The organism is Schaalia sp. lx-100, from assembly GCF_021083625.1.
Classification (GTDB): Bacteria; Actinomycetota; Actinomycetes; order Actinomycetales; family Actinomycetaceae; genus Pauljensenia.
In genome coordinates, this window is record NZ_JAJNRP010000001.1 from 281,928 (window position 1) to 306,051 (window position 24,124).

The window sequence follows — 24,124 nt, forward strand, 5'->3', positions numbered from 1 at the left end:
TGCAGATGTCCTCAGAGCTTGATCTCAATGTTGACGTCCGCGGGCAGGTCGAGTCGCATAAGCGAGTCAACAGCCTTCGGAGTCGGGTCGATGATGTCAATGAGCCGCTTGTGTGTGCGCATCTCAAAATGTTCGCGGCTGTCCTTGTACTTGTGGGGTGACCGAATGACGACAAACACGTTCTTTTCGGTCGGCAGCGGTACTGGGCCTACAACGGTGGCTCCTGCTCGCTGCACGGTGTCCACGATCTTGCGCGCGGAACTGTCGATAACCTCATGGTCATACGACTTCAGCCGGATGCGGATCTTCTGTCCCGCCATGCCGTCCTACCTCTTCTCGTACAGATTCGTCACCGGTCCCCGCACTCGGGTGTGTCGCTATCTGAGCGACACTGTCCTAGCGCACGGTTCTCCCAGGTGGGAGGTGGACCGTTGTCTTGTCCAAAGATCACGGGCATTGTGCCCTGCCCCACGTATTGACATGGGACAGCCCCGCTGCTGCGGGGCAACCGTTCAAGTCTGCCAGATAACACCCACTGAGATCAAGTCAAAAAGACTTTCGTGAATGTGAATCCAACGACAAGAACATTCCATCATGCACAGCACTTTTTGCATTGTGCATGACGCACGTCTTATAACACTCACCTACGGTACCCGCACTCGGGCGTGTCGTCCACTCGCTTCGTGAGACTTTCGCTTGCTTTTATAGAAAAAGCGCTTAAAAACCCTAGTTTTCCAGCGAAAAGTATTTTTATGTGAGTTTCATTAAATCTTGTTTTGTATCTATTTGAAAGATGTTTCCCATGCTGCTCTGGGAACTTATAACGCAGCAGCTAGTGTGCTGACTAGTGACCTCTCCGCGTGGGTGGGAAACTTTTTGGAGAACAGGCAGCACGCATTCCAGCAGTAGCCTTCTCCCCTTGTAATACTTAAACGCTTATCGCAGGAGAGGGATCATGGATGTGTAAGGCATAAAAACTGCTCCCCGTTCATATCAACGGGGAGCAGTGATGCTCAAATTCTCAACGAGAGAGAATGAGAGTGAGATCAGGCTTGACGACGGCGAAGAATCAAAACACCTGCGCCAGCAGTAATGAGAGTAGCTGCTGAACCACCAAGCAACAGAGCGGTTGTACCGGTCGTTGCTAGTTGCTTGCCACCCTTACCCTTGGTAGGTTCTGGTTTCTTCATGTCCTTCTCAGGCTTAGGCTCCTTCATTTCCTTCTCAGGCTTAGGCTCCTTCATTTCCTTCTCAGGCTTAGGCTCCTTCATTTCCTTCTCAGGCATGGGGCAAGACATTGACATTTCAGTCTTGCCACCAGCGAAAACAAAACCAGCCTTAGCTGTCGCAACAAGCTTACGATCTTTGCCTTCACCATCCCACTTATACGAAACCTTGTCAGTATCAGCAGGAAGCTCATCACCAGCAGGACACATCAGTTCAAAATCAAGAACCTCAGACTTTGGCTTTTCGCTGAAGTGCCAATAGCCAGTCACATTCGCTACACGACACTCAGGTGAAACTGCGGTATCGTCATTCCAATTCCATTCAGAAAGCTTGCCCCAAGAAGCAAAATTCCAGACTCCATCAGCTGTTTCTACACGTGTTTGTGCAGGGTCAGCAGGTTTGTAAGGAGTCGTCGCATTATCAGCGGAGGGCATCATAGCTGCCATAGAAAAGAGCGCTTCGGAGGGAGCAGGAAGCAAAGCTGTCACTTCAGCCGGCAGAGCTTGACCTGGGACATCGGATTCAAAATGGTGAATTGCTTGTACCTTGCTGATGCTACGGATAGTCGCAGCGTTGTACTTTTCCTGTTTGAACTTCACAGGGAATTCAGGGGCCATAACAGCATCAGCAAAAGGCTGTGCCACTGCATAGTAAGCATTACGTCTCGTATCTAGCGTAGGCTTCTCAAAGGTGCCCTGAACCAGTGGAACAGTCAGATCAAAGCTACGCGCACCAGCTTCAAGGTTTCGGAAGTTTTCTTTCGAAACAGTGAAAAGATTCGCCGGCGTATCAATGGCGAGCGTCTTCAAAGTCTTGTAGTCATTATCTAAATCTTCAGCGTGAAGCCCGTCTGCCAGTTTGAAGTGAATTGTCAGCGTACCATCCTCAGCATAGGTTGGTGGTTTTGCTGTATCAATCACCATATGATTTGGATATTGCGTGTCTGCATTAGCTGCACGGTAAGCAGCATCCCATGCAGCCGTATCCACCAGAACAGTCTGGTTTACAGAGACAACCGCTGGATCAATCTTCATTGAAATATGAAATTCCCCGCGAACCAGAAGATCAGAGAAAATTTTGTTGTAAGACTGGTTCACATCTGAAGTACCAAAAACCCGTGGAAGATAATTTTCAATCCCGCTCCCGCTAAGTTGCCTAACAAAAGCTTGACGTCCTATTTCTTTTTTGGAGTTCCATGCGTCGATAACTGACTTCATATCCAATGTGCCACGATAGTCAATCGCATACGTATCTTTAGCTGGCACGCAGACCAATGAGGGGAAAAGTTTGTCTTCAGGATCCCCTGCAAGAATACCTTTATGGTCTTTAATGTCATTACGTCCGGCAGGGTTAATAGGTTCCGCATTCGTCGGAGCAATCACATTATTGTCATCAGCATTTGCAGCAACACTAAAAAGTAGCAGACCGCTACACGCCATAAGTGCTGCAGTGCCCGCAGCAACAGCCTGACGAAGATTTCGCATATGAGGAAACCTCTCTATAGATAAAGTTTAGAAGGGTAGCCCCCCCCCCCCAAAAAAAAAATTCCTTTATTAAGGTACATTGTTTCGTTTCCTTTGAAAAGAAAACAAAGCGAGATTTAGTTCATAGACACCATATTTATACGTATTCGTTATCTTTTCGTTCTATTAGTCGGTGCCATTCTTTTTCGCACAAACTTGCGTATAAAAGAAAACTTCCCTTATAGCAAAACAAGTGAAGGCCGCTACCTTACGGTAACGACCCTCACTTGCGAAAGAAAGTATCACATCATACTTACCGGTGTACTAGCTCCAGTAAGTACTCAGATTACTCACTTCAAGATAGCGGTCACACGACCTGAACCAACGGTACGGCCACCCTCACGGATAGCGAAACCAAGGCCCGGTTCCATAGCGATCGGCTGGATCAGCTGAACAGTGATCTCGGTGTCGTCGCCAGGCATAACCATTTCGGTGCCTTCAGGAAGGGTGATAACGCCAGTCACGTCAGTGGTACGGAAGTAGAACTGCGGACGGTAGTTGGTGAAGAACGGGTTGTGACGGCCGCCTTCTTCCTTCTTGAGGATGTAAACCTGGCCGGTGAACTCGGTGTGCGGGGTGATGGTGCCAGGCTTGGCCACAACCTGGCCACGCTCAACTTCATCACGCTTGGTGCCACGGAGCAACAGACCACAGTTCTCGCCAGCCCATGCTTCATCCATGGACTTGTGGAACATTTCAATACCGGTAACGGTGGTCTTTTGCGGATCACGGATACCGAGAATTTCAACTTCAGAGTTGATCGGCAGAGTACCGCGCTCCACACGACCGGTCACGACGGTGCCACGACCAGTAATGGTGAACACGTCTTCGATTGGCATGAGGAATGGCTTGTCCATGTCACGCTCAGGGGTGGGCACGAAGGTGTCCACAGCGTTCATGAGTTCTTCAACCTTGCCAACCCACTGGGCATCGCCTTCAAGAGCCTTGAGAGCTGAAACCTGAACGATCGGAGCTTCACGATCAAAGCCCTGTGATTCAAGCAGGTCGCGGCATTCTTCCTCAACCAGCTCAAGCATTTCTTCGTCGTCAACCATGTCAGCCTTGTTCAAGGCGATCAAGATTGTCGGAACGCCGACCTGCTTGGCGAGCAGCACGTGCTCACGGGTCTGAGCCATTGGGCCGTCAGTAGCAGCAACCACGAGGATTGCGCCGTCCATCTGAGCGGCACCGGTAATCATGTTCTTAACGTAGTCAGCGTGGCCGGGAGCGTCAACGTGTGCATAGTGACGCGCCTCGGTCTGGTACTCCACGTGAGAAACGTTGATCGTGATACCACGATCGCGTTCTTCGGGAGCGTTGTCAACCTGGTCGAACGGGGTGAACTCGTTCAGGTCTGGGTACTTGTCATGCAGGACCTTGGTAATCGCCGCGGTCAGTGTGGTCTTGCCGTGGTCAACGTGACCAATGGTACCGATGTTAACGTGCGGCTTGGTGCGCTCGAACTTGGCCTTCGCCACTTGTGTCCTCCTGGACTCGGGTAGATTTTTCTCAGCCTATGGCTAGGTGTCACTTTAACACCCATCAGGGCATGAGACCTACAGGGTTATCATTGTGTGAGGCGAACCGCCATAATTACAACATGTAAATTCTGTTGTCCTCATGGCGATTCCACCTGTGGGACTCATTCGCCCCGAGACTTTCCGATGATCTCGTCCGCGACATTACGCGGGACCTCGGCGTAGCTATCGAACTGCATCGAATACACCGCGCGACCTTGCGTCTTTGAACGCAGATCACCGACATAACCGAACATTTCTGACAGCGGAACATGTGCGCGTACAACACGCACACCGTGCTGCTCATCCATTGACTGAATGGCACCACGACGAGAATTCAGGTCGCCGATCACGTCACCCATGTATTCCTCAGGTGTACGCACCTCGACGTCCATAATTGGTTCTAGCAGTACAGCAGAGGCTTTCTTTGCAGCCTCCTTCATTGCCATAGTACCAGCAATCTTGAATGCCATTTCAGACGAGTCAACGTCATGGTAAGCACCATCAAGCAGTGTCGCGCGGACACCCACCATCGGGTAACCAGCCAAAACACCAGTCTGCATAGCATCTTGGATACCAGCATCAACAGATGGAATGTACTCGCGTGGAACACGGCCACCAGTGACCTTATCCACGAACTCGTAATCCTTCTCTGAATCAGCTTCGATAGGCTCAAGAGCAATAATGACACGCGCGAACTGACCAGAACCACCGGTCTGCTTCTTATGCGTGTATTCGTGCTTCTCCACAGCCTTACGAATGGTTTCACGGTAAGCAACCATCGGCTTACCAACATTCGCCTCAACCTTGAATTCGCGACGCATACGGTCAACGATGATGTCAAGGTGAAGCTCACCCATACCGCCGATAATTGTCTGACCGGTTTCTGGATCCAACTCAACAGTGAATGTTGGGTCTTCTTCAGCAAGCTTCTGGATAGCAATACCCATTTTTTCCTGGTCAGCCTTCGACTTTGGCTCTACAGCCACGTGAATAACCGGCTTCGGGAATGTCATGGATTCCAGAATTACTTGCTTATCAAGAGCACTCAAAGTATCACCAGTAGTGGTGTCTTTCAGACCAATAACCGCGTAAATGTGACCAGCATGTGCCACATCGACAGGATTTTCCTTATTGGAGTGCATCTGGAAGATCTTGCCGATACGTTCCTTCTTGCCCTTCGTGGAATTCGATACCTGAGCACCCTGCTCCACTTTACCTGCGTACACGCGGATGAAGGTAAGTTTGCCGTAGAAGGGGTGAGCAGCAATCTTGAATGCCAAAGCAGCAAAAGGCTCAGAATCAGAAGGCAAACGTGTTTCAGTCGGCTCCTCATCCTCAGCACCTGGCTTAAAGCCTTTCACCGGAGGAATATCCAAAGGTGAAGGCAAGAAGTCGATCACAGCGTCCAGAACAGGCTGAACACCCATGTTACGCAAAGCAGTTCCACAGTACACGGGGAAAGCACGACCAGCGATCGTCAATTCACGGATACCGGCTTTGATCTGCTCAGATGTGAGCTCACCATTTTCCAAGTAGGCTTCGGTAAGTTCATCATTTGCGTCAGCTGCTGCTTCCATCAACGCTTCGCGGTATTCCTCAGCTTTTTCTTGCAGCTCAGCAGGAATTTCACCACGCACAACGAGAGCACCCATTGTTGGCTGACCATTTTCATCTTTCGCCGGATAGCGAACCGATTCCATGGTAATCAAGTCAACGGTACCCTCGAATTCGTTTTCTGCACCAATAGGAAGGTGCATCACGATCGGAGTAGCATTCAGACGGTCTTTAATGGTCTGAACCGAGAAGTAGAAATCCGCGCCCATCTTGTCCATCTTGTTGATGAAGCAGATACGCGGAACATCGTACTTATCAGCCTGACGCCACACGGTTTCAGACTGAGGTTCTACACCTTCCTTGCCGTCAAAAACAGCAACAGCACCATCAAGAACACGCAAGGAGCGTTCCACCTCAACGGTGAAATCCACGTGTCCGGGGGTGTCAATCACGTTAATCTGGTTGCCGTTCCAGAAAGATGTCACAGCTGCCGAGGTGATGGTGATACCACGCTCTTTTTCCTGTTCCATCCAGTCAGTGGTGGACGCACCATCATGCGTTTCACCAATCTTGTAGTTAATACCCGTGTAGAACAAAATACGTTCCGTCACGGTGGTCTTACCGGCATCAATGTGAGCCATGATGCCGATGTTGCGGACCTTCTTCAGGTCGGTCAACACCTCAAGTGCCACGGAGTCAATCCTTCGTTCGTATTACTCAGTTGGTTTGTCGTTCGTTAATTCTCTGACGATAAGTGAAGCCCACAATCGCATACAGCAGAATATAAGCCCACTTATCCAGACGATTACCAGCGGTAGTGAGCGAAAGCGCGGTTCGACTCTGCCATCTTATGCATGTCTTCACGACGCTTGACAGCAGCACCTAAGCCGTTGGAGGCATCAAGAATTTCATTCGCGAGGCGCTCAGTCATTGTCTTTTCACGACGCTGACGTGAGTAGTCCACCAACCAACGCAAAGCAAGCGTGGTTGCACGTGCAGGACGAACCTCAACCGGAACCTGGTAAGTCGCACCACCAACACGGCGTGAACGAACTTCCAGAGCAGGACGAATATTGTCCATAGCGCGCTTGAGAACGGTAACCGGATCTTGCTCTGTACGTTCACGAACAGTTTCTAACGCGCCGTAAACAATACGCTCAGCAACAGTCTTTTTACCGTCCAAAAGAACACGGTTGACCAGCTGGGTCACCATCTTTGAGCCGTAAACCGGATCATCAACCAAAGGACGCTTGGGAGCGGGGCCCTTACGAGGCATTACTTCTTCTCCTTCTTTGCGCCATAGCGGGAACGAGCCTGCTTACGATTACGAACACCCTGAGTATCCAAGGAACCGCGAACAATGCGGTAACGAACACCAGGAAGGTCCTTTACACGACCGCCACGAACGAGCACAATCGAGTGCTCCTGCAAATTGTGGCCTTCACCGGGAATATATGCCGTAACCTCAATACCAGAGGAAAGACGTACACGAGCCACCTTACGCAAAGCCGAGTTCGGCTTCTTTGGGGTGGTGGTGTACACACGAGTGCATACGCCGCGACGCTGGGGTGAACCCTTCAGCGCAGGGGTCTTCACCTTTGAGCGCTTCGAGCTGCGACCCTTGCGGACGAGCTGCTGAATAGTTGGCACTGGGACTCCAGTTCTTGTTCCGTCTTTAGCTAAGCATTCTGCTCAACTCTTATAGGTCAGTCTGCCGCTTATCTTGCCCCTTTCAACGGACACACGTATCCGTCACAGGGCCGGAATGCCATGATGAAAACCCACATGAAGGTAATCAGAGAATGACACCCGGAGCTCCGACGGAACGGAACCCGCATACCTCACATACATAAGGCACCACGAATAACATGGAAAAGGAACCCGACATAGCGGGCTACCTCACCTAACATTAGTTGCCAGGGCCAGACAGGTCAAGGCGAGATAACGTGATTCCACACACCTTAGAAAACATAACAATCTCCACGTACCACACCCACCTACGAGAAAGGCCCTGAAACACCTAAGCATTCCAGGGCCCCTGCTACCAAGAAGAATCCTCCTTGACAGCTCAATCACTCATGGAAAGACATTCCAAAATCAATGTTGCCCAGAGCTTCAAGGAAATCCTCTGAAACCTCACCATCTTGGAAATCCAACTCAGAATAGTTGGAATTTGCCAAAGCCTCCGGTGTTGGCTCCACACGAATATCGTTGTAACGAGCCAAACCTGTACCAGCAGGAATGAGCTTACCGAGGATCACATTCTCCTTCAGACCCACCAAAGAATCTGACTTACCATTCATGGCAGCCTCAGTCAGAACCTTCGTGGTTTCCTGGAAGGACGCAGCAGAAAGCCACGAATCCGTTGCCAACGAAGCCTTCGTAATACCCATAAGCATCTGACGACCTGACGCAGGCTGACCACCCTCAGCAGCAACCTTACGGTTCTGAGCCAAATAGAGCATACGATCAACCAGTTCACCCGGCATAAAGGACGTATCGCCCGGCTCAAGAATCGTGATCTTACGCAGCATCTGGCGGACAATCACCTCAATATGCTTGGAGTGAATACCTACACCCTGATCGCGGTACACCTTCTGAACCTCATCAACAAGCTGCTTCTGAGCCACATTACGACCCATAATACGCAGAACTTCCTTCGGGTCCAGCTGACCTTCAGTCAACGGCGTTCCCGCATCCACATGCTGGCCTTCGCTCACCAAAAGCTTCTGACGACGAGACAACTCGATAACAAGATCTTCTTTCGCATCATCACGTGTCACAACCACGCGACGCACAGCCGGATCTTCATCATCAATATGAATACGACCAGCAGCCTCAACCAGCTTAGCTTCAACCTTCGGTGTACGAGCCTCAAATAATTCCTGCACACGCGGCAGACCCTGCGTAATGTCAGCTGCAGAAGCCGCACCACCCGTGTGGAAGGTACGCATCGTCAGCTGAGTACCAGGCTCACCAATCGACTGAGCAGCAATAATACCGACAGCCTCACCGATATCCACCTGCTTACCTGTAGCAAGTGAACGACCATAACATGTCGCACACGTCCCCACCTGAGATTCGCAGGTCAGCACCGAACGACACACAACCTCAGCCACACCAGCCTGAATCAAGGCAGACAACAAATCGTCACCCAAATCCATACCGGCAGAAGCCAAAACAGTGCCATCCTCAGCGACAACATCACGCGCTAAAGTACGGGCGTAAGCAGTAGTTTGCACAGTTTCAAGAGCAACCCACTGGCCGGACTCGTCCTGCTGAGCAATCGGAATACGAATACCACCACGCGTACCACAGTCAGCCTCACGCACAATCACATCCTGCGAGACGTCAACCAAACGACGAGTCAAATACCCTGACTCAGCAGTACGCAAAGCCGTATCAGCCAGACCCTTACGGGCACCGTGCGTCGCAATGAAGTATTCAAGAACCGTCAGACCTTCACGGTAATTTGCCTTAATTGGACGCTCAATAAGCTTCTGCTTCGGGTCAGACACCAGACCACGCATACCTGCAAGCTGCTGGACCTGACTCCAGTTACCACGAGCACCAGAGGAAACCATACGGTACACGGTGTTGCGTTCGTCAAAGTTCGCGCGCATATCGTCAGCGACCTTTTCCGTACACTCCAACCACAACTTCACAAGTTCCTCATAACGAGTGTCCTCAGAAATGAAGCCGGTTTCGTACTGATCTTGAATCTGAGCTGCTCGTTCCTCATACTGAGCCAAAATCGACTCTTTACGAGGAGAAGCCTGAATATCAGAGAAAGAAATCGTAATACCCGACCACGTGGACCAGTGGAAGCCAGCACTCTTAAGAGCATCAAGACTTTCCGCTACCAGAACATTGGGATAGCGTTCCGTCAAAGAGTTCACGATATTTGCGAGCTGCTTCTTACCAACAACCTCATTAACATACGGGAAGTCCACAGGCAGTTGCTCATTGAAAATCGCGCGGCCCAATGAAGTTTCCAGTAGGACATCATCACCCGCAGACCAGCCTTCAGGAGCCTGCCAATCCACCGGAGGAACAATGTCATCAAAACGAATCAGGGCACGAGCATTCAAGTCCAGATCACCATTGTCGAAAGCCATAATTGCTTCACCAACAGAGGAGAAGGACGGAATAACCTCATTGCCCTGCTCATCACGAGCTAACGCAACAGCCGGATCAGGCTCTGACGTCAAGTGGAACAAACCAATAATCATGTCCTGAGAAGGCATAGCCACCGGACGACCATCAGAAGGCTTAAGAATGTTATTCGTTGACAGCATAAGGATACGAGCCTCAGCTTGAGCCTCCGCACCTAAAGGCAAGTGAACAGCCATCTGGTCGCCATCGAAGTCAGCGTTAAAAGCTTCACAAGCCAGCGGATGCAGCTGAATTGCTTTACCTTCGATGAGCTGAGGTTCGAATGCCTGAATACCGAGGCGGTGCAGCGTAGGTGCACGGTTCAGCAATACAGGATGCTCACGAATCACGTCATCAAGCACGTCCCACACTTCCGGACGCTGACGCTCAACCTTACGCTTTGCTGCCTTCACATTCTGCGCAAAATTCTTTTCCACCAGACGTTTCATAACGAAAGGCTTGAAAAGTTCCAAAGCCATTTGCTTAGGCAAACCACACTGATGCAGTCGCAACTGAGGACCGACAACGATAACGCTACGGCCTGAATAATCCACACGCTTACCCAGCAAGTTCTGACGGAAACGCCCTTGCTTACCTTTCAGCATGTCAGAAATCGACTTCAGCGGACGGTTACCTGGGCCGGCAACCGGACGACCACGACGACCATTATCAAACAACGCATCCACGGACTCTTGGAGCATACGCTTCTCGTTGTTCACAATGATCTCAGGTGCGCCCAACTCAAGCAGACGACGCAGACGAGTATTACGGTTAATCACACGACGGTACAAATCATTCAGGTCTGAGGTAGCAAAACGGCCACCATCAAGCTGAACCATCGGACGTAAATCCGGCGGGATCACAGGGATATTTGTCAGCACCATCGACTCAGGAGCATTCCCCGTCGCAATGAAAGCATTAATTACTTTCAAACGCTTAATCGCCCGGGTTTTACGTGGACCAGTTTCCGTCTGGATAATCTGGCGTAATGCCGCTACCTCACCTTCAAGGTCAAAGGTCTGCAGGCGCTTTTGGATAGCAGACGCCCCCATATCTCCCTTGAAGTAAGTGCCATAGCGTGTTTTCATCGCACGGTACAGACGCTCGTCGCCTTCAAGATCGCCCACTTTCAGATCTTTGAAGCGTTCCCACACAGCCTCAAGACCCTCAATATCAGCATCATAACGACGACGAATACGTGCCATCTCTTTGTCGAGATTCTTACGGATCTTCTCACGCTCAGCCGCTGAAGCACCATCTGCTTCAAGGGCAGCCAGATCCGCCTCAGCCTGTTCTGCGCACTCATTGATAGCGGCATCACGCTGAGATTCTAAATGACCTTTTTCAACTTCAAGTTCACCGCGCAGATCTGCAAGGTCCTCGTCACGGCCCTTTTCATCCACCTCAGTAATCATGTAGGCAGCGAAATAGATGACCTTTTCCAAGTCCTTAGGTGCCAGATTCAGCACGTAGCCTAAACGAGAAGGCACGCCTTTGAAATACCAAATGTGTGTGACAGGTGCAGCAAGATCAATATGGCCCATACGTTCACGACGAACCTTTGAGCGCGTGACCTCAACACCACACTTTTCACAAATAATGCCCTTGTAACGTACGCGCTTGTACTTACCGCACGCACATTCCCAGTCGCGTGTCGGACCGAAAATTTGTTCACCAAATAGGCCGTCACGCTCAGGCTTGAGGGTACGGTAGTTAATAGTTTCAGGTTTCTTCACCTCACCCCATGACCAACCGCCCTGGGTCACAGGACCAATATTATCGGCGGTTGCTAGGGTGATTTTCAGGCTGTCGAAAGTCTTTGCGTCCAACAACGTCTTTTCTCCTCGTCAGTTCTCAGATCGCATCGATCGTGGCAGCAGCATTCGGACGGGCTTCAAGAGAGATGCCGAGGTCTTCACGCATATCGAAGTTCTCGTCCTCATCTTTCAGATCAATGACGTTACCTGCAGCGTCGAGAGCTTCGACATTCAAGCACAAGGAACGCATTTCCTGAATAAGGACGCGGAAAGATTCGGGGATACCCGGTTCAGGAATATCCTCGCCCTTCACAATTGCTTCATAGACTTTCACACGACCGGTTGTGTCATCGGACTTGATAGTCAGTAATTCTTGCAGCGCATAGGCAGCACCGTATGCTTCCAGCGCCCACACTTCCATTTCACCGAAACGCTGGCCACCGAATTGAGCCTTACCGCCCAATGGCTGCTGCGTAATCATTGAGTATGGGCCTGTGGAACGTGCGTGAATCTTGTCATCAACCAGGTGATGCAGTTTCAGCATGTACGCATAACCCACAGCAATCGGATACGGGAAAGGTTCACCCGAACGCCCATCAAAGAGTCGGGCCTTACCGTATTCATTCGTGAGTTTACCGCCGTCACGGCTGGGGTTCACGTAGCGAAGCAGACCAGAAAGCTCCCCAGCCTCCAAACCATCAAAGACAGGGGTTGCCACCAAACTATTCGGAGCAGCCTTCACTGCTTCTGCAGGTAGGTGAGTTGTCCACTCCTCCCCTGCTTCAACAGCTTCAGTAGCATCCCATCCTTGATGCGCAAGCCAGCCAAGGTGATATTCAAGCACCTGACCCACGTTCATACGACCGGGAACACCAAGCGGGTTCAAGATAATATCCACCGGTGTACCATCCTCAAGGAACGGCATGTCTTCAACCGGCAGGATCTTTGAAACCACACCCTTATTTCCGTGGCGGCCGGCCATCTTGTCACCAATGGTGATCTTGCGACGCTGGGCCACGTACACGCGTACAGTTTGACGTACTCCGGGGTTCAGTTCGTCTTCGTCCTCATTGAATTCGCGGACACCAATGACGATACCTTCTTCACCGTGAGGAACACGCAAAGAGGTGTCACGTACCTCGCGGGCTTTTTCGCCGAAAATTGCACGCAGCAAACGTTCTTCTGAGGTCAGTTCAGTTTCACCCTTCGGTGTCACCTTACCGACAAGAATATCGCCAGCAGTAACTTCAGCACCGATACGAATGATGCCGCGTTCATCCAAATCAGCCAGAGATTCTTCCGACACATTCGGAATATCGCGGGTGATTTCCTCATCACCGAGCTTCGTTTCACGAGCATCGACTTCGTATTCTTCAATATGAATCGAGGTGAGGATGTCTTCTTCCACGACACGACGCGACAAAATAATCGCGTCCTCGTAGTTCAAACCTTCCCAGGACATGTAAGCCACAAGTAGGTTCTTACCTAAAGCAACTTCGCCATGATCGGTTGCAGGACCGTCAGCAAGGACAGTTCCAACTTCCACGCGGTCACCCTCATCAACAATGACACGTTGATTCGTGCAGTTACCCGGGTTAGAACGCTCAAACTTTTCCAAACGGTACGTGTCACGTCCACCGTCATCAGTTGCGACAACAATCAGGTCGGCACTTACCTCAGTAACGACACCTGGACGGCTGGCAAGGACCATTTCACCGGAGTCTTGCGCCGCACGGCGTTCCATACCGGTTCCCACAAGAGGAGCTTCAGTTGTCAGCAAAGGCACAGCCTGACGCTGCATGTTCGCACCCATCAATGCGCGGTTTGCGTCATCGTGCTCAAGGAAGGGGATGAAAGCTGTCGCAACAGACACCATCTGACGTGCGGAAACGTCCATGTAGTCAATGCGGTCGCGTGCAACCAGAGTCGGATCTTCACCGGCAACACGGCACAAAACAAATTCTTCAGCAAAGGAACCATCATCATTCAGACGAGATGATGCCTGAGCAATAAAGTGACCAAATTCGTCATCAGCAGTCAAATAAGCTACTTCATTTGTCACTCGGCCCTCACGCACCACACGGTACGGGGTTTCAATGAAACCGAAGGGGTTAATACGAGCAAATGTTGCAAGTGAACCAATCAGACCAATGTTTGGACCTTCAGGGGTTTCAATCGGACACATACGACCGTAGTGGGAGGGGTGAACGTCACGCACTTCCATGCCTGCACGGTCACGCGACAAACCACCCGGACCAAGTGCTGACAGGCGGCGCTTGTGAGTCAAACCAGCCAGCGGATTATTTTGATCCATGAACTGTGAAAGCTGTGAAGTACCGAAGAACTCTTTAATAGCTGCCACAACCGGGCGAATATTAATCAGGGATTGCGGCGTAATGGAATCCGCTTCCTGAGTGGTCATACGTTCACGTACGGTACGTTCCATACGGGCAAGACCCACACGCACCTGCGCCTGAATCAATTCACCAACAGCGCGGATACGACGGTTACCAAAGTGGTCAATGTCGTCAGCTTCAACACGTACCTGAACGGATTGCCCATTACGAATACCCGCGAAAGCCTTATCACCTTGATGGAGTGAAAGCAGGTATTTCACCGTCGCTACGATGTCCTCAAGTGTGAGGGTTGATTCCTTCGGAGAAGCATCGAGGGCAAGTTTACGGTTAATCTTGTAACGTCCTACCTTAGCTAAGTCGTAACGCTTAGCATCGAAGTAGAAGTTATTCAAAAGCGTCTGAGCAGCATCCACGTTGGCAGGCTCCCCGGGACGCAGTTTGCGGTAAATATCGGTGAGAGCTTCTTCCTGAGTGTGGACCGTGTCTTTTTCTAAGGTTTCAAGCAAAACAGGGTAGTCCGCGAATGCGTCACGGATTTCGCCTTCGGTCATGCCGATAGCCTTAAGGAAATGAGTCACAGACTGCTTACGTTTGCGATCAATACGTACGCCTACAGAGTCACGTTTGTCGATTTCAAATTCGAGCCATGCACCGCGTGATGGAATGATCTTGGCTCCGAACACATCTTTGTCAGAAGTACGGTCTGATGTACGTTCAAAGTACACACCCGGGGAACGTACCAACTGGGAAACAACTACGCGTTCAGTGCCATTAATGATGAATGTGCCACGTGGCGTCATTAAGGGGAAATCACCCATAAAGACGGTCTGTGACTTGATTTCACCGGTCATGTAGTTCATGAACTCAGCGGTCACGTACATGGGTGCTGAGTAGGTATAGTCTTTGGTTTTTGCTTCTTCGACCGTGTATTTAGGTCGTTCGAGGCGATGGTCCCTGAAAGACAGGGCCATAGTTCCACCAAGATCTTCAATAGGAGAAATTTCTTCGAAGATTTCTTCAAGACCAGAAACATCGGGGACATCATTACGTCCGGCAGCTTGTGCTGCTTCAACACGAGCTTTCCAAGCATCATTACCGAGGAGCCAATCAAAGCTCTCGATCTGGAGGCCAAGAAGATTGGGGGCTTGGAGCGGTTCGCTTAGTTTCGCGAACGAGATACGAGTCCTCAGCTGGTGAGAAGTTTCGGAAGCGGAGTGACTGTCAGCCACGGGGGTCCTTCCCTGCGTTTTCGATGCGCGTGCGCACTTGCGGACCATTACCTGACTCCGTTCTTATCCGCCAAGCGCCTGTTACGGCGGGTAGATACGGGTCACCTCGGACATAGCAAGGCACAAACTCTCATGCTAGGCTTTTCCGCTTATTTCTTCAATAGACACAGCACTTTGTGCCCATTCTCACTAACAGGGTGCGAAGAGACTCATAATATCCACACTCAGGAAGTACTCATATAAAAACCCTAATCACAGGGATTAGGGTAATAAAAGCTCCTGCGGTTGGACTCGAACCAACAACCGTCCGATTAACAGTCGGATGCTCTGCCATTGAGCTACGCAGGAATGCTTACGCAAGTAAGAACTTTAGCGACTGAACTCCCCTTCGCGCAAATCAAAAAAAGGGAAACAGATCACCAAATGCGACCACTTCCCTAAATTTTCGTCTTTTTTCGCCATTTTACGCAGGTTATTCACCTATTCAATTCCTCAGATATCCATATTCCACATATGGACTTTCTGTATTACTTACACAAAACCCTCACAAGGCTGTAAAATGTACACGCCCCAATAGCTCAGTCGGTCAGAGCAACGGACTCATAATCCGTCGGTCGTCGGTTCAAGCCCGACTTGGGGCACCAAAAAGCCTAGAATATCAACGAAAAATCGCTGATCTTCCGGGCTTTATTTATTGAAAATCGACACGTAATTAGACAAGCAAACTTCTCATTCAGCTTCCCATACAGAGCATCTCAAAACCGAGCGTGTCTTTTATGCTCATATTTATGAGCCAAAGCTCAAAATACCTGTCTATTGGCAATGTGTCGTAAGTGAACTTCAGGAACCACTACTCAAAAGGGAACACCCCAAAGGCAAACACTCCAAAAAGAAAAAAGAAAGAGGTCCGACACTATACATGTCGAACCTCATCTCACAGTCAAATTCCTAATTTCGCCAAGCAGAAGCACGCTGACCAGCAACCCATGCTGCCACCTGCGTACGACGTTGCAAACCCATTTTGGATAAAAGCGACGTAATATGATTCTTCACAGTTTTTTCAGCAACACCAAGTTTTTCACCGATTTCACGGTTAGATAAACCATCACCAATCAGGTCTAACACCTTACGTTCTGAAGGAGTAAGGTCCGCCGTCGGATCATCATGATCGGCACGACGGCGTGTTAATGTGCGTTCGTCCAAAAGAACACGACCCTCTGCAACCGCTTTAATGACATCAGTAATTTCAGCGCCACGCACAGTTTTCAACACATAAGCACGCGCCCCAGCCCCCAATGATTCTGCAAGGGCTTTATCATCATCAAAACTAGTCAACACAACCGGTAAAACTTCCGGAGCCTTCTCATGCAAAGCCTGCATGATATCTATGCCCGTCCCATCCGGCAATTGCAGATCCACAAGAATCACATGCGGACGAACCAATTCAGCACGACGCACTGCATCAGCAACAGTCCCAGCTTCAGCGACAACCTCTAAAGCCTCATCACGATCAATAATCTCAGCAATTCCACGACGAACAATCTCATGATCGTCAACGATCATTACACGAATAATCTCATGCATTTTTTCAGTTTCGCTCACGTATTCCATCCTAACGGCCCCAGCGGTTACGCTGTCTTTTCTGCTTTATTTTTTCGTAAAAACTCAACTGCTGCACGTGCCGCAGCATGCTCAGCATGTTTCTTTGAGGTCGCACTCCCCTGGCCAACAGCCTCATCCAACGCCTCAACAAACGCATAAGCAGTAAATTCACGACAATGGTCAGGACCACGACCTTCTACTTCGTAACGCACCTGCCCTAAATCATGCGCAAGCGCATATTCAACAAATGTTGTCTTCCAATCCTGAGCTGCACCTTTATGAGCCGCGCGCTCAAGTAAGAAACCCAGATGCTCCAAAACCACAATTCGTGCCACCGCAAAACCATGCGTCAGATAGGTGGCCCCCACCAATGCTTCAAAGGTATCCGACAAAATCGAATCCTTATCACGCCCACCATATGCATGTTCACCACGACCCAAACGAATATAGTCACCCAAATGAATACGACGTGCCGCTAAAGCTAAAGGCTCCTGCGCGACTGTTGCCGCACGCATACGGGACAAATCAGACTCTGGCAAGTCAGGGTGTTTCGTGTACAGGTATTCAGCAGTCACAATCGACAAAACGGAATCACCTAAGAACTCTAAACGCTCATTATTAGGTAGGCCTCCGGCTTCATTTGCCCATGAGCGATGCACCAAAGCAAGGTCCAACAGTTCCGCGTCAACCGAAACACCCCAGGTTTCTAAAAGAAGTTTCGGGTCTGATTGTGGTGGTTGAGGTAGTTTTGACTTACGGCTCATGCATCAGCACTTTCATTACCATGAAGAAGTTCAGCTAAAGCAGCGAAACGTGAATCAATAACAGCATGTTCATGGTCCGGCGGCAAATTCTCCCATTTTTCGCCGCAGTCAGAACATAAACCTAAACAATCAGGAGAACACAAAGGTCGGTCCTCCACCAAAGTCACAATAGCATCCCGTAACAATGGTTCGATGCCAAGCGTATCGTGAGAGCCAATAAGGTACACGTAGTTTTCGTCTGTTTCCTTATCACTGGCATCTGGCGGAAGGTGTTCAAAAAACATTTCCGCAATTTCCACACGATGTTCACGCTCAACAGGATCTAAACATCGCACACATTCACCATGCAATATCACATCCGTATATGCGCGAAGAAGCACACCATTATCTACTGAAGTAATTTCCGCTTCAATTGTCAGCACCGTCCCCGTGGGCACACTCATCACAGGAGTCCCCAAATCATCAGGAACATTCCATTGAAGAATTGTTTCTTTACGTGCTCCTATATGACGAGGCAGATCAACAAGAGAAATTTCAAGAGATTGTTCAGTCATGTTTCACATCAATATCTGTACGATCAACACCTGTACGCTCCGCAATCGTTCGACGACCCGCGTCTGTACGGCGTTGGAGATCTTTAAGCAAGGCAGACAATTCAGTTAAACACTGCGCCGCATACTCATCCGCACCTGAACGCAATTGCGCATCTGTACGACGAGCCTCTGCAACAATTTGATGCGCACGATCATGAGCCATCTGAGTAATATTTTCTTGACTCATCATACGTTCTGCTTGTGCTTGAGCTTCCTCACGGATTCGCTGCGCTTCCTCATGAGCTTTATCAAGCAGATCATGCGCTTCCTCTTCGGTATGCGTCAGCAAAGTATGCGATTGTTCCGAAGCATCATTGACCAGTTGCTCAGCTTTAGTACGCGCTTCCTCCAACGTGGATTGAGCGCGCGCATTGGCTTCAGCAATCGTAGTTTCGGCAGCAGAATCAGCGCGACCAAGAACAGCATCAGCATCAGCAACAACAGCATCAGCAGCAACCAGATCTTCAGGTAATGCTTCACGCGCCTGATCTAAAAGATCCAAGATTTCTGCTTTATTCACCATAACCAGAGCAGAAAGCGGAACTACACGAGCATCCTCAATAAGATCTTCAATACGGTCAAGTACAGCAATCACCGTTGAAGGTCCGTAAACAGTTTGGTCATCCCATTCCTGAGCTTCAGTGTCTGACATCAGTCCTCCAGGTCGCTGTAAGCCGAGTGAACGGCATTCCTACACATTTGCTCTATTGTCCCTCATAAAAGAGTAAATTTGAGGAGGAACATACCGAGAAATGTCCATTCCCCATGCAAAAAGTTCACGCACCAGCGATGAAGACACATGAGCATATTCTGGGGCCGTTGGAATCCACAACGTTTCTACTCCTCCGATTTCACGATTCACCACGGCCTGCGGCATTTCTGCGCTAACATCATCGTTTCCTCGTATCCCCTTTATAACAAAACGCGCGTCCACCTCATGACAAAAATTCACCACAGTGCCTCGCATTTCTTTCACACGCACATGCGCAATGCCGGCAATTACTGAGCGAATCATTTCTACACGCTCAGACGCAGTGTAGGTGTGTGTTTTCGCGCGATTAGTTCCAACCGCGATAACGAGTTCATCAACACATTGGGATGCACGTTGAACTAAATCAAGATGACCGCATGTGAAAGGGTCAAAGCTCCCTGGAAAAACAGCAATCGATGGACGAGTCATACGTGCTCTCGCATATCAATATCCTCATCGTGTTTCATTTCTTGGAGAGGCGGTCCCGCGAACCAGCATCGTGTTTCCCCCCAAGTGGATATGTCCTCACATTGCAAAAAAGTTGGCCACACAGGTTCTGGGCTACGCAACGAACGTTCAATGACAACCAATGTATCTGGCATAATCCACGGTCCAAGATCATTGAGTACTTTTTCAAGCTCCCCCTCAGGTAAATCGTAAGGAGGATCAACAAAGACAAGGGTGTATTCTCCCGACAAAAGCGGCATAGATTGGCGTGTACGCAAGAAAAAACCAACATCTTTGGCCACAATACGTCCGTACAAAGCAGTGGCAGCAATATTCGTTTTCATTGAGGCTACAGCGCTTCGTGCTTGGTCAACAAAAGTTGCACTGCTTGCACCACGTGAAAGAGATTCAAGCCCAAGTGCGCCACTACCCGCATACAAGTCGAGCACGCAAGCATTTTCCAACACATCCCAATGTTCAAGACGTGAAAATAATGCTTCTCGGACACGTTCTGATGTGGGTCGTGTTCCCTTTGCTGGCACCGACAGCAAACGACCTTTCGCAACACCTGCCACAATCCTACTCATGTGCGTATCCTACGCACCTACATATGAGTGGCTCAAAAGGAATACGAAAAATGGTTTCTGCACAGCACGCGCACATATTGTTGAGGTGCCTGCGCATATTCCTTGCTGCTTATACGTTTAGCTACGCTCCATCCACATGATTTCCTCACTATCGCGAGCGCGTAATTCTTGACGTAAAAGCGGGTATTTTTGCAAAGCCGGATCATCCTCGATAAGGATAAGAGCAGCTTCACGAGCTTTCTCGATAATTATTCCGTCACGGATAACAGACAGGAATTGAAGCCCTGACGAACGCCCCGATTGTTCAGCCCCAATCACGTCTCCTTCACGACGAAGTGCAAGGTCAGCCTCAGCCAATTGAAAACCGTCCTGTGTTGCAGCAAATGCTTCAAGGCGACGCAATGATACGTCTGCGATTCCATGACGATGAACAGCCATACATACTGAAGGTTTCGACGAGCGCCCCACGCGGCCACGTAACTGGTGTAATTGCGACAGGCCAAACTGCTGCGCGTCCATAATGACCATCATCGTTGCTTCTGGGACATCAACTCCCACTTCAATCACTGTTGTTGCGACCAGCAATGGCATTTTTCCTGAAGCAAAATCAGACATGACACGTGTTTTTTCTTCAGTAGTGTTGCGTCCTGTCAGTGTGGCGATAGCAATTCCTTGTAGCGCAGGTATTTTCCCTAAGTAAGCAGAAATGCCTTCAACACTCGCCACCTCTTGGCGCGTTCTTTCCCCTTTTCCTGCGTGTTCCTGAGGGAATACCATGCGTTTTTCGTTCAAATCGTCACGAAGATCAGCTGTGTTATTTTCTGGATCTTCCTCGGTATCTTCGCAGTCAATACGAGGGCACACCACGTACACACGGCCTCCTGAAGTAATTTCTTCACGCGCTCGCTGCCATATACGTTCAAACCACAGCTTTTTCTCTGCATCAACAAGGTAAGTAGATACAGGGTGGCGACCAGCTGGGAGTCCTTTCATATGAGTTTGTTCAAGGTCTGCAAAAACAGTCATTGCGATAGTTCGAGGAATCGGAGTGGCTGTCATAACAATTTGATGCGGTATTCCGCTACGTGAGGCCTGACGTAAACGGTCGCGCTGGCTCACCCCAAAACGGTGTTGTTCATCTATTACAACAAGGGCAAGGTCAGCAAATTTCACATCCTCATTGAGTAAAGCATGTGTTCCTATAACAATGCTTGGCTGCCCATTATTTATTTCAGTCAGAATGTGACGGCGCTGGGCCGGTGGTGTTGTCGCTGTCAGCAAGTACAAGGGGAAAGCTGTTTCTGGCGCGCCTTGCATCGGTTCAGTCAAGCGTTGGAGTGAGGCATAGTGTTGCTGCGCTAAAACTTCGGTTGGAGCAAGTAAAGCGCCTTGATGTCCTGCCCCGACGACTTGCGTCAGCGCAGCAAGGGCAACCACTGTTTTACCCGCTCCCACATCGGCTTGGAGTAAACGTTGGCTTGGTTTGCTACTTTCTAGTTCACAGCTGAGGGTATTAAGAGCTTCTTTTTGAGCGTCAGTGAGTGCGAAAGGCAGGCAATCTAACAGTTTGTTCACAAGGGCATTGTTTTCTTTCGGGCTTTGCGGGGCCGAAGCATTGCGGGTAGCTTCACGCATACTCAGTAAGGCGATATGCAGGGTGAAAGCTTCTATCCAAGCTAGTGAGTGTCGTGCCTGTTTAACTGTTTCATCATTTGCGGGTTGGTGGAGATCACGTATTGCCGTGGCACGAGAAACTAAACCATATTTTTCTCGCACGTGTTCTGGGATGATATCTGGAATAGTCGTGTCGTTGATTTCCTCGCTGATAAGGGTGATTGCTCGTTGAATCACCCATGAGGTTAAGCCATGTTTAGCTGCGTAAATAGGGATAGGACGCTGTGTACGTTGGCGTATCTGCTCCATATTCTCAGCATGATGGGTACTGTTTTCATCAGGGTATTCGCTAGGTGTATTTGTCGTTTCTACGAGTTTTTTTGGAGTATCAATATCTTCAAATTCGGGGTGGATGAGTTGGAGTTGGCCTTTATATGAGCCTACTTTCCCAGCGAAAAGATACTGTCCACCTGGGGTAAGGATTTTTTGGTGTGGGATGAGTTTATATTCATTCGCAGCAAAAAAAGTCGCGTTCATCTGACGTACGCCATCGGTGAGTATGACTTCTAAACGTACACCTGAACGTGTGCGGTGAGGGATCAGGCGTTGCGAGAGCACCTCAGCTAGCAAAGTAACGTCTTCACCTTCATGCAAAGCACTCATAGGTGTTAATCGTCCCCAGTGGTAATAACGTCGGGGTGCGTAAAACAGTAAATCCCCTATTGTTTCAATTCCTGCGTCATGGAATTTTTTTGCTGTTCGTGCAGGTAGACGCAGGTTCAGGGGGGTGTGCAGGAAAGTCATTGGATCCCTTGAATGAGGGTCGGGCTAGGTCCTGCGCCATCGATAATTTCCAAAGGCACAGGCCACCAGTCACTAACGTGGGCTTCAAGTAGTTGTCTGAGTGCAGGTGCGAGGGCCGCGTCAGCGTCTTGAGCGAGGAGGAGTCGAATATGTGTGGGGGCGTGTGTGAATATTTCTCGAAGCGCATCAGGTAGCGCCTGTTCCGGTGACGTATCTGGGACAGGAAGTACAGCATGTCGTTGACTTACAGCATGTATAGCTTCCACCAAAATGGCTTTGAATAGCAGATTATTTTCTTTCCCATCGGGTTGTGGAACAAAAACAGGTGCGCAGGCACGTGTTATCGCAAGTGCTGTGAGTTCGTCCGTGCTACGACTCAGGATTGTATGAATCTTCATTTTTTCAAGGTCGGAGGCGACAGCTTGGGTAAATCGCAAGGTAGTGAGGTCACATGACACAAGGACAGCCACACCGTTGGAAGCTGCGTACCCTATATGCACCAGTGAATCTTTATCGCGCACGTCTGGGCACAGCAAGACGATAGCTCCGCTGCGCGCTAAGTCTTCTACTAGTCCTGGGGTGCGTGTGCATGTGAGAACTGTGGCTCTTTCGACACGTTTGCGTGGTCGTCGTTCAAGTAGTCGGATTCCTCTGTGAGTCACTCCATCTGAAAGCGTATCTTCGCCGATAAGCTCATCTGGGCGTGAGTCAATGACTTGGAATCGCACAATCGTCCCTTGACGCGGTCGAACAGCGAGGGGCGCTGACGTGTCGATATGGAATCGCCAGATTCCTATTCCGAATAGGTCTGTTATCCCTATTGACGTGTAGTGGGTTCCTAGTGCTGTCAAAGTGCGTGTGAACGCGGCGGCATCGTCTTCCATTCCTTCAAGGAGGACATCGACTGTAAATGCTCGGGTTGCTTCTGGAATTGGGACGGTTGGTGTTGGGCTTTCTCCTTGTGCTGCAAGGTCAGCGAGCATACGTGTTAAGTCGTGTAGGAGTGCTGTGTCGTCACGTACGGCCGCATCAAGACATGAGTATAGTGTGGTGATGACTGCGGCACCTGGGTCTGTTCGCCCGCCGACGGCAGTGTCAGCTTCTACAAGGCCAAATTGCGCTTGGCTTGCAAAAATGCTGACAAGTTCATTGACTTCTGGAAGTGTACTTCCGAGCTGTTGTATTTCTGTCTGTGCTTCTATGAGAACTCGCTGGACTGCTGGATTTAAAGTGATATGTACGTGTGGTGACTCTGGAAAAGCACAGAGCATACGTCGGGTCTCTAATGGTGTGAGTTCACTGCTATGCTCGTTCTCTTTAATCTGCGTGTTCCAAGCGGAAAAAATTGAGGTAATGAGGATTCCTATATGCCCAACGCTGTGCCGTATTCCAGCGTGTACAGCTAATTCCAGTGCTTCAGGTAGTGTGCGCGGGTTCTCGCGTTCAAGTTCGCATGTAATGGCATAGAAAGTCCGTGAGGCATTAGTGCCTGTGTCACAATCCCCCTGACCCCACCCGTCAAGGTCATCAAGGAAACGTGCGAGGCGTCCGGTTTCTTCTGCTGCAATATGTAATGCACGACAAAATGTCTGCGCGGTGAGCGGCACGTGTTCCCTTTCAGAATGTGAATGCTTTAATTC

General features: G+C 49.8%; 16 protein-coding genes and 2 tRNA genes. 1 reads left to right on the forward strand and 17 read right to left on the reverse strand.

The genetic code is table 11. The annotated features are described in order from the left end of the window. Positions 1-11: 11 nt before the first annotated feature. The 9 genes from rpsJ to LRP54_RS01240 all read right to left on the reverse strand — a co-directional run bounded on the left by rpsJ (position 12) and on the right by LRP54_RS01240 (position 15,670). A complete protein-coding gene (gene rpsJ, locus LRP54_RS01200) occupies positions 12-320 on the reverse strand; it encodes a 30S ribosomal protein S10 (protein ID WP_003790631.1) in 309 nt (102 codons plus the stop codon). A gap of 726 nt (positions 321-1,046) precedes the next feature. After that, entirely contained in the window at positions 1,047-2,711 is a 1,665-nt protein-coding gene (locus LRP54_RS01205; protein ID WP_231234658.1) for an SHIRT domain-containing protein, read from the reverse strand. A gap of 329 nt (positions 2,712-3,040) precedes the next feature. Next, positions 3,041-4,228 (reverse strand): elongation factor Tu, encoded by a 1,188-nt coding sequence (gene tuf / locus LRP54_RS01210; RefSeq protein WP_231205511.1) that lies wholly within the window; start codon positions 4,226-4,228, stop codon positions 3,041-3,043. A 164-nt stretch (positions 4,229-4,392) separates the two neighbouring features. After that, positions 4,393-6,516, reverse strand: coding sequence for an elongation factor G (fusA, locus tag LRP54_RS01215; protein WP_231205512.1), 2,124 nt, complete (start codon positions 6,514-6,516; stop codon positions 4,393-4,395). 113 nt (positions 6,517-6,629) lie between these two features. After that, on the reverse strand, positions 6,630-7,100 hold the full coding sequence (gene rpsG / locus LRP54_RS01220; protein WP_231205513.1) for a 30S ribosomal protein S7: 471 nt from the start codon (positions 7,098-7,100) through the stop codon (positions 6,630-6,632). Then, positions 7,100-7,474 carry a 30S ribosomal protein S12 gene (gene rpsL / locus LRP54_RS01225; protein WP_026460007.1) on the reverse strand — a complete coding sequence of 125 codons (375 nt, stop codon included), beginning with the start codon at positions 7,472-7,474 and terminating at the stop codon, positions 7,100-7,102. Before rpsL ends, rpsG begins: the two co-directional genes overlap by 1 nt. Before the next feature lie 422 nt (positions 7,475-7,896). Beyond that, on the reverse strand, positions 7,897-11,811 hold the full coding sequence (locus LRP54_RS01230) for a DNA-directed RNA polymerase subunit beta' (RefSeq protein WP_269212662.1): 3,915 nt from the start codon (positions 11,809-11,811) through the stop codon (positions 7,897-7,899). Between the two features lie 22 nt (positions 11,812-11,833). Further along, positions 11,834-15,370: a DNA-directed RNA polymerase subunit beta gene (rpoB, locus tag LRP54_RS01235; protein ID WP_442984576.1), complete on the reverse strand. Its 3,537-nt coding sequence runs from the start codon at positions 15,368-15,370 to the stop codon at positions 11,834-11,836. Between the two features lie 228 nt (positions 15,371-15,598). After that, positions 15,599-15,670 (reverse strand) — tRNA-Asn (locus tag LRP54_RS01240). Between the two features lie 219 nt (positions 15,671-15,889). Between LRP54_RS01240 and LRP54_RS01245 the strand changes: the two genes are divergently transcribed. Continuing rightward, a tRNA-Ile gene (locus LRP54_RS01245) sits at positions 15,890-15,966 on the forward strand. Between the two features lie 304 nt (positions 15,967-16,270). Here the strand turns inward: LRP54_RS01245 and LRP54_RS01250 are convergent. The 8 genes from LRP54_RS01250 to LRP54_RS01285 form a co-directional block, all read right to left on the reverse strand. Continuing rightward, the gene (locus LRP54_RS01250) at positions 16,271-16,885 is read right to left on the reverse strand and encodes a response regulator (protein WP_231205560.1); all 615 of its coding nucleotides are present in this window, start codon (positions 16,883-16,885) and stop codon (positions 16,271-16,273) included. Between the two features lie 65 nt (positions 16,886-16,950). After that, positions 16,951-17,688 carry a ribonuclease III gene (gene rnc / locus LRP54_RS01255; RefSeq protein ID WP_231234659.1) on the reverse strand — a complete coding sequence of 246 codons (738 nt, stop codon included), beginning with the start codon at positions 17,686-17,688 and terminating at the stop codon, positions 16,951-16,953. Beyond that, a complete protein-coding gene (locus tag LRP54_RS01260) occupies positions 17,685-18,242 on the reverse strand; it encodes a YceD family protein (protein ID WP_231234660.1) in 558 nt (185 codons plus the stop codon). The genes rnc and LRP54_RS01260 overlap by 4 nt, the downstream gene beginning before the upstream one ends. Then, on the reverse strand, positions 18,235-18,933 hold the full coding sequence (locus LRP54_RS01265; RefSeq protein ID WP_231234661.1) for a hypothetical protein: 699 nt from the start codon (positions 18,931-18,933) through the stop codon (positions 18,235-18,237). Before LRP54_RS01265 ends, LRP54_RS01260 begins: the two co-directional genes overlap by 8 nt. A 39-nt stretch (positions 18,934-18,972) precedes the next feature. Continuing rightward, positions 18,973-19,461 (reverse strand): pantetheine-phosphate adenylyltransferase, encoded by a 489-nt coding sequence (gene coaD / locus LRP54_RS01270; protein WP_231234662.1) that lies wholly within the window; start codon positions 19,459-19,461, stop codon positions 18,973-18,975. After that, the gene (locus LRP54_RS01275) at positions 19,458-20,066 is read right to left on the reverse strand and encodes an RsmD family RNA methyltransferase (RefSeq protein ID WP_231234663.1); all 609 of its coding nucleotides are present in this window, start codon (positions 20,064-20,066) and stop codon (positions 19,458-19,460) included. Before LRP54_RS01275 ends, coaD begins: the two co-directional genes overlap by 4 nt. Positions 20,067-20,183: 117 nt before the next feature. After that, on the reverse strand, positions 20,184-22,484 hold the full coding sequence (locus LRP54_RS01280; RefSeq protein ID WP_231234664.1) for an ATP-dependent DNA helicase RecG: 2,301 nt from the start codon (positions 22,482-22,484) through the stop codon (positions 20,184-20,186). After that, entirely contained in the window at positions 22,481-24,091 is a 1,611-nt protein-coding gene (locus LRP54_RS01285; protein ID WP_231234665.1) for a DAK2 domain-containing protein, read from the reverse strand. The genes LRP54_RS01280 and LRP54_RS01285 overlap by 4 nt, the downstream gene beginning before the upstream one ends. Between the last annotated feature and the right edge of the window lie 33 nt (positions 24,092-24,124).

Excerpts from the sequence above, each read along its gene's own strand:
- coaD (WP_231234662.1), bottom strand. The coding sequence starts at position 19,461 with ATGACTCGTCCATCGATTGCTGTTTTTCCAGGGAGCTTTGACCCTTTC.
- LRP54_RS01205 (WP_231234658.1), bottom strand. The coding sequence starts at position 2,711 with ATGCGAAATCTTCGTCAGGCTGTTGCTGCGGGCACTGCAGCACTTATG.
- LRP54_RS01250 (WP_231205560.1), bottom strand. The coding sequence starts at position 16,885 with ATGATCGTTGACGATCATGAGATTGTTCGTCGTGGAATTGCTGAGATT.
- LRP54_RS01265 (WP_231234661.1), bottom strand. The coding sequence starts at position 18,933 with ATGTCAGACACTGAAGCTCAGGAATGGGATGACCAAACTGTTTACGGA.
- LRP54_RS01260 (WP_231234660.1), bottom strand. The coding sequence starts at position 18,242 with ATGACTGAACAATCTCTTGAAATTTCTCTTGTTGATCTGCCTCGTCAT.
- rnc (WP_231234659.1), bottom strand. The coding sequence starts at position 17,688 with ATGAGCCGTAAGTCAAAACTACCTCAACCACCACAATCAGACCCGAAA.
- rpsJ (WP_003790631.1), bottom strand. The coding sequence starts at position 320 with ATGGCGGGACAGAAGATCCGCATCCGGCTGAAGTCGTATGACCATGAG.
- LRP54_RS01275 (WP_231234663.1), bottom strand. The coding sequence starts at position 20,066 with ATGAGTAGGATTGTGGCAGGTGTTGCGAAAGGTCGTTTGCTGTCGGTG.
- rpsG (WP_231205513.1), bottom strand. The coding sequence starts at position 7,100 with ATGCCTCGTAAGGGCCCCGCTCCCAAGCGTCCTTTGGTTGATGATCCG.
- LRP54_RS01280 (WP_231234664.1), bottom strand. The coding sequence starts at position 22,484 with ATGACTTTCCTGCACACCCCCCTGAACCTGCGTCTACCTGCACGAACA.
- rpoB (WP_442984576.1), bottom strand. The coding sequence starts at position 15,370 with ATGGTCCGCAAGTGCGCACGCGCATCGAAAACGCAGGGAAGGACCCCC.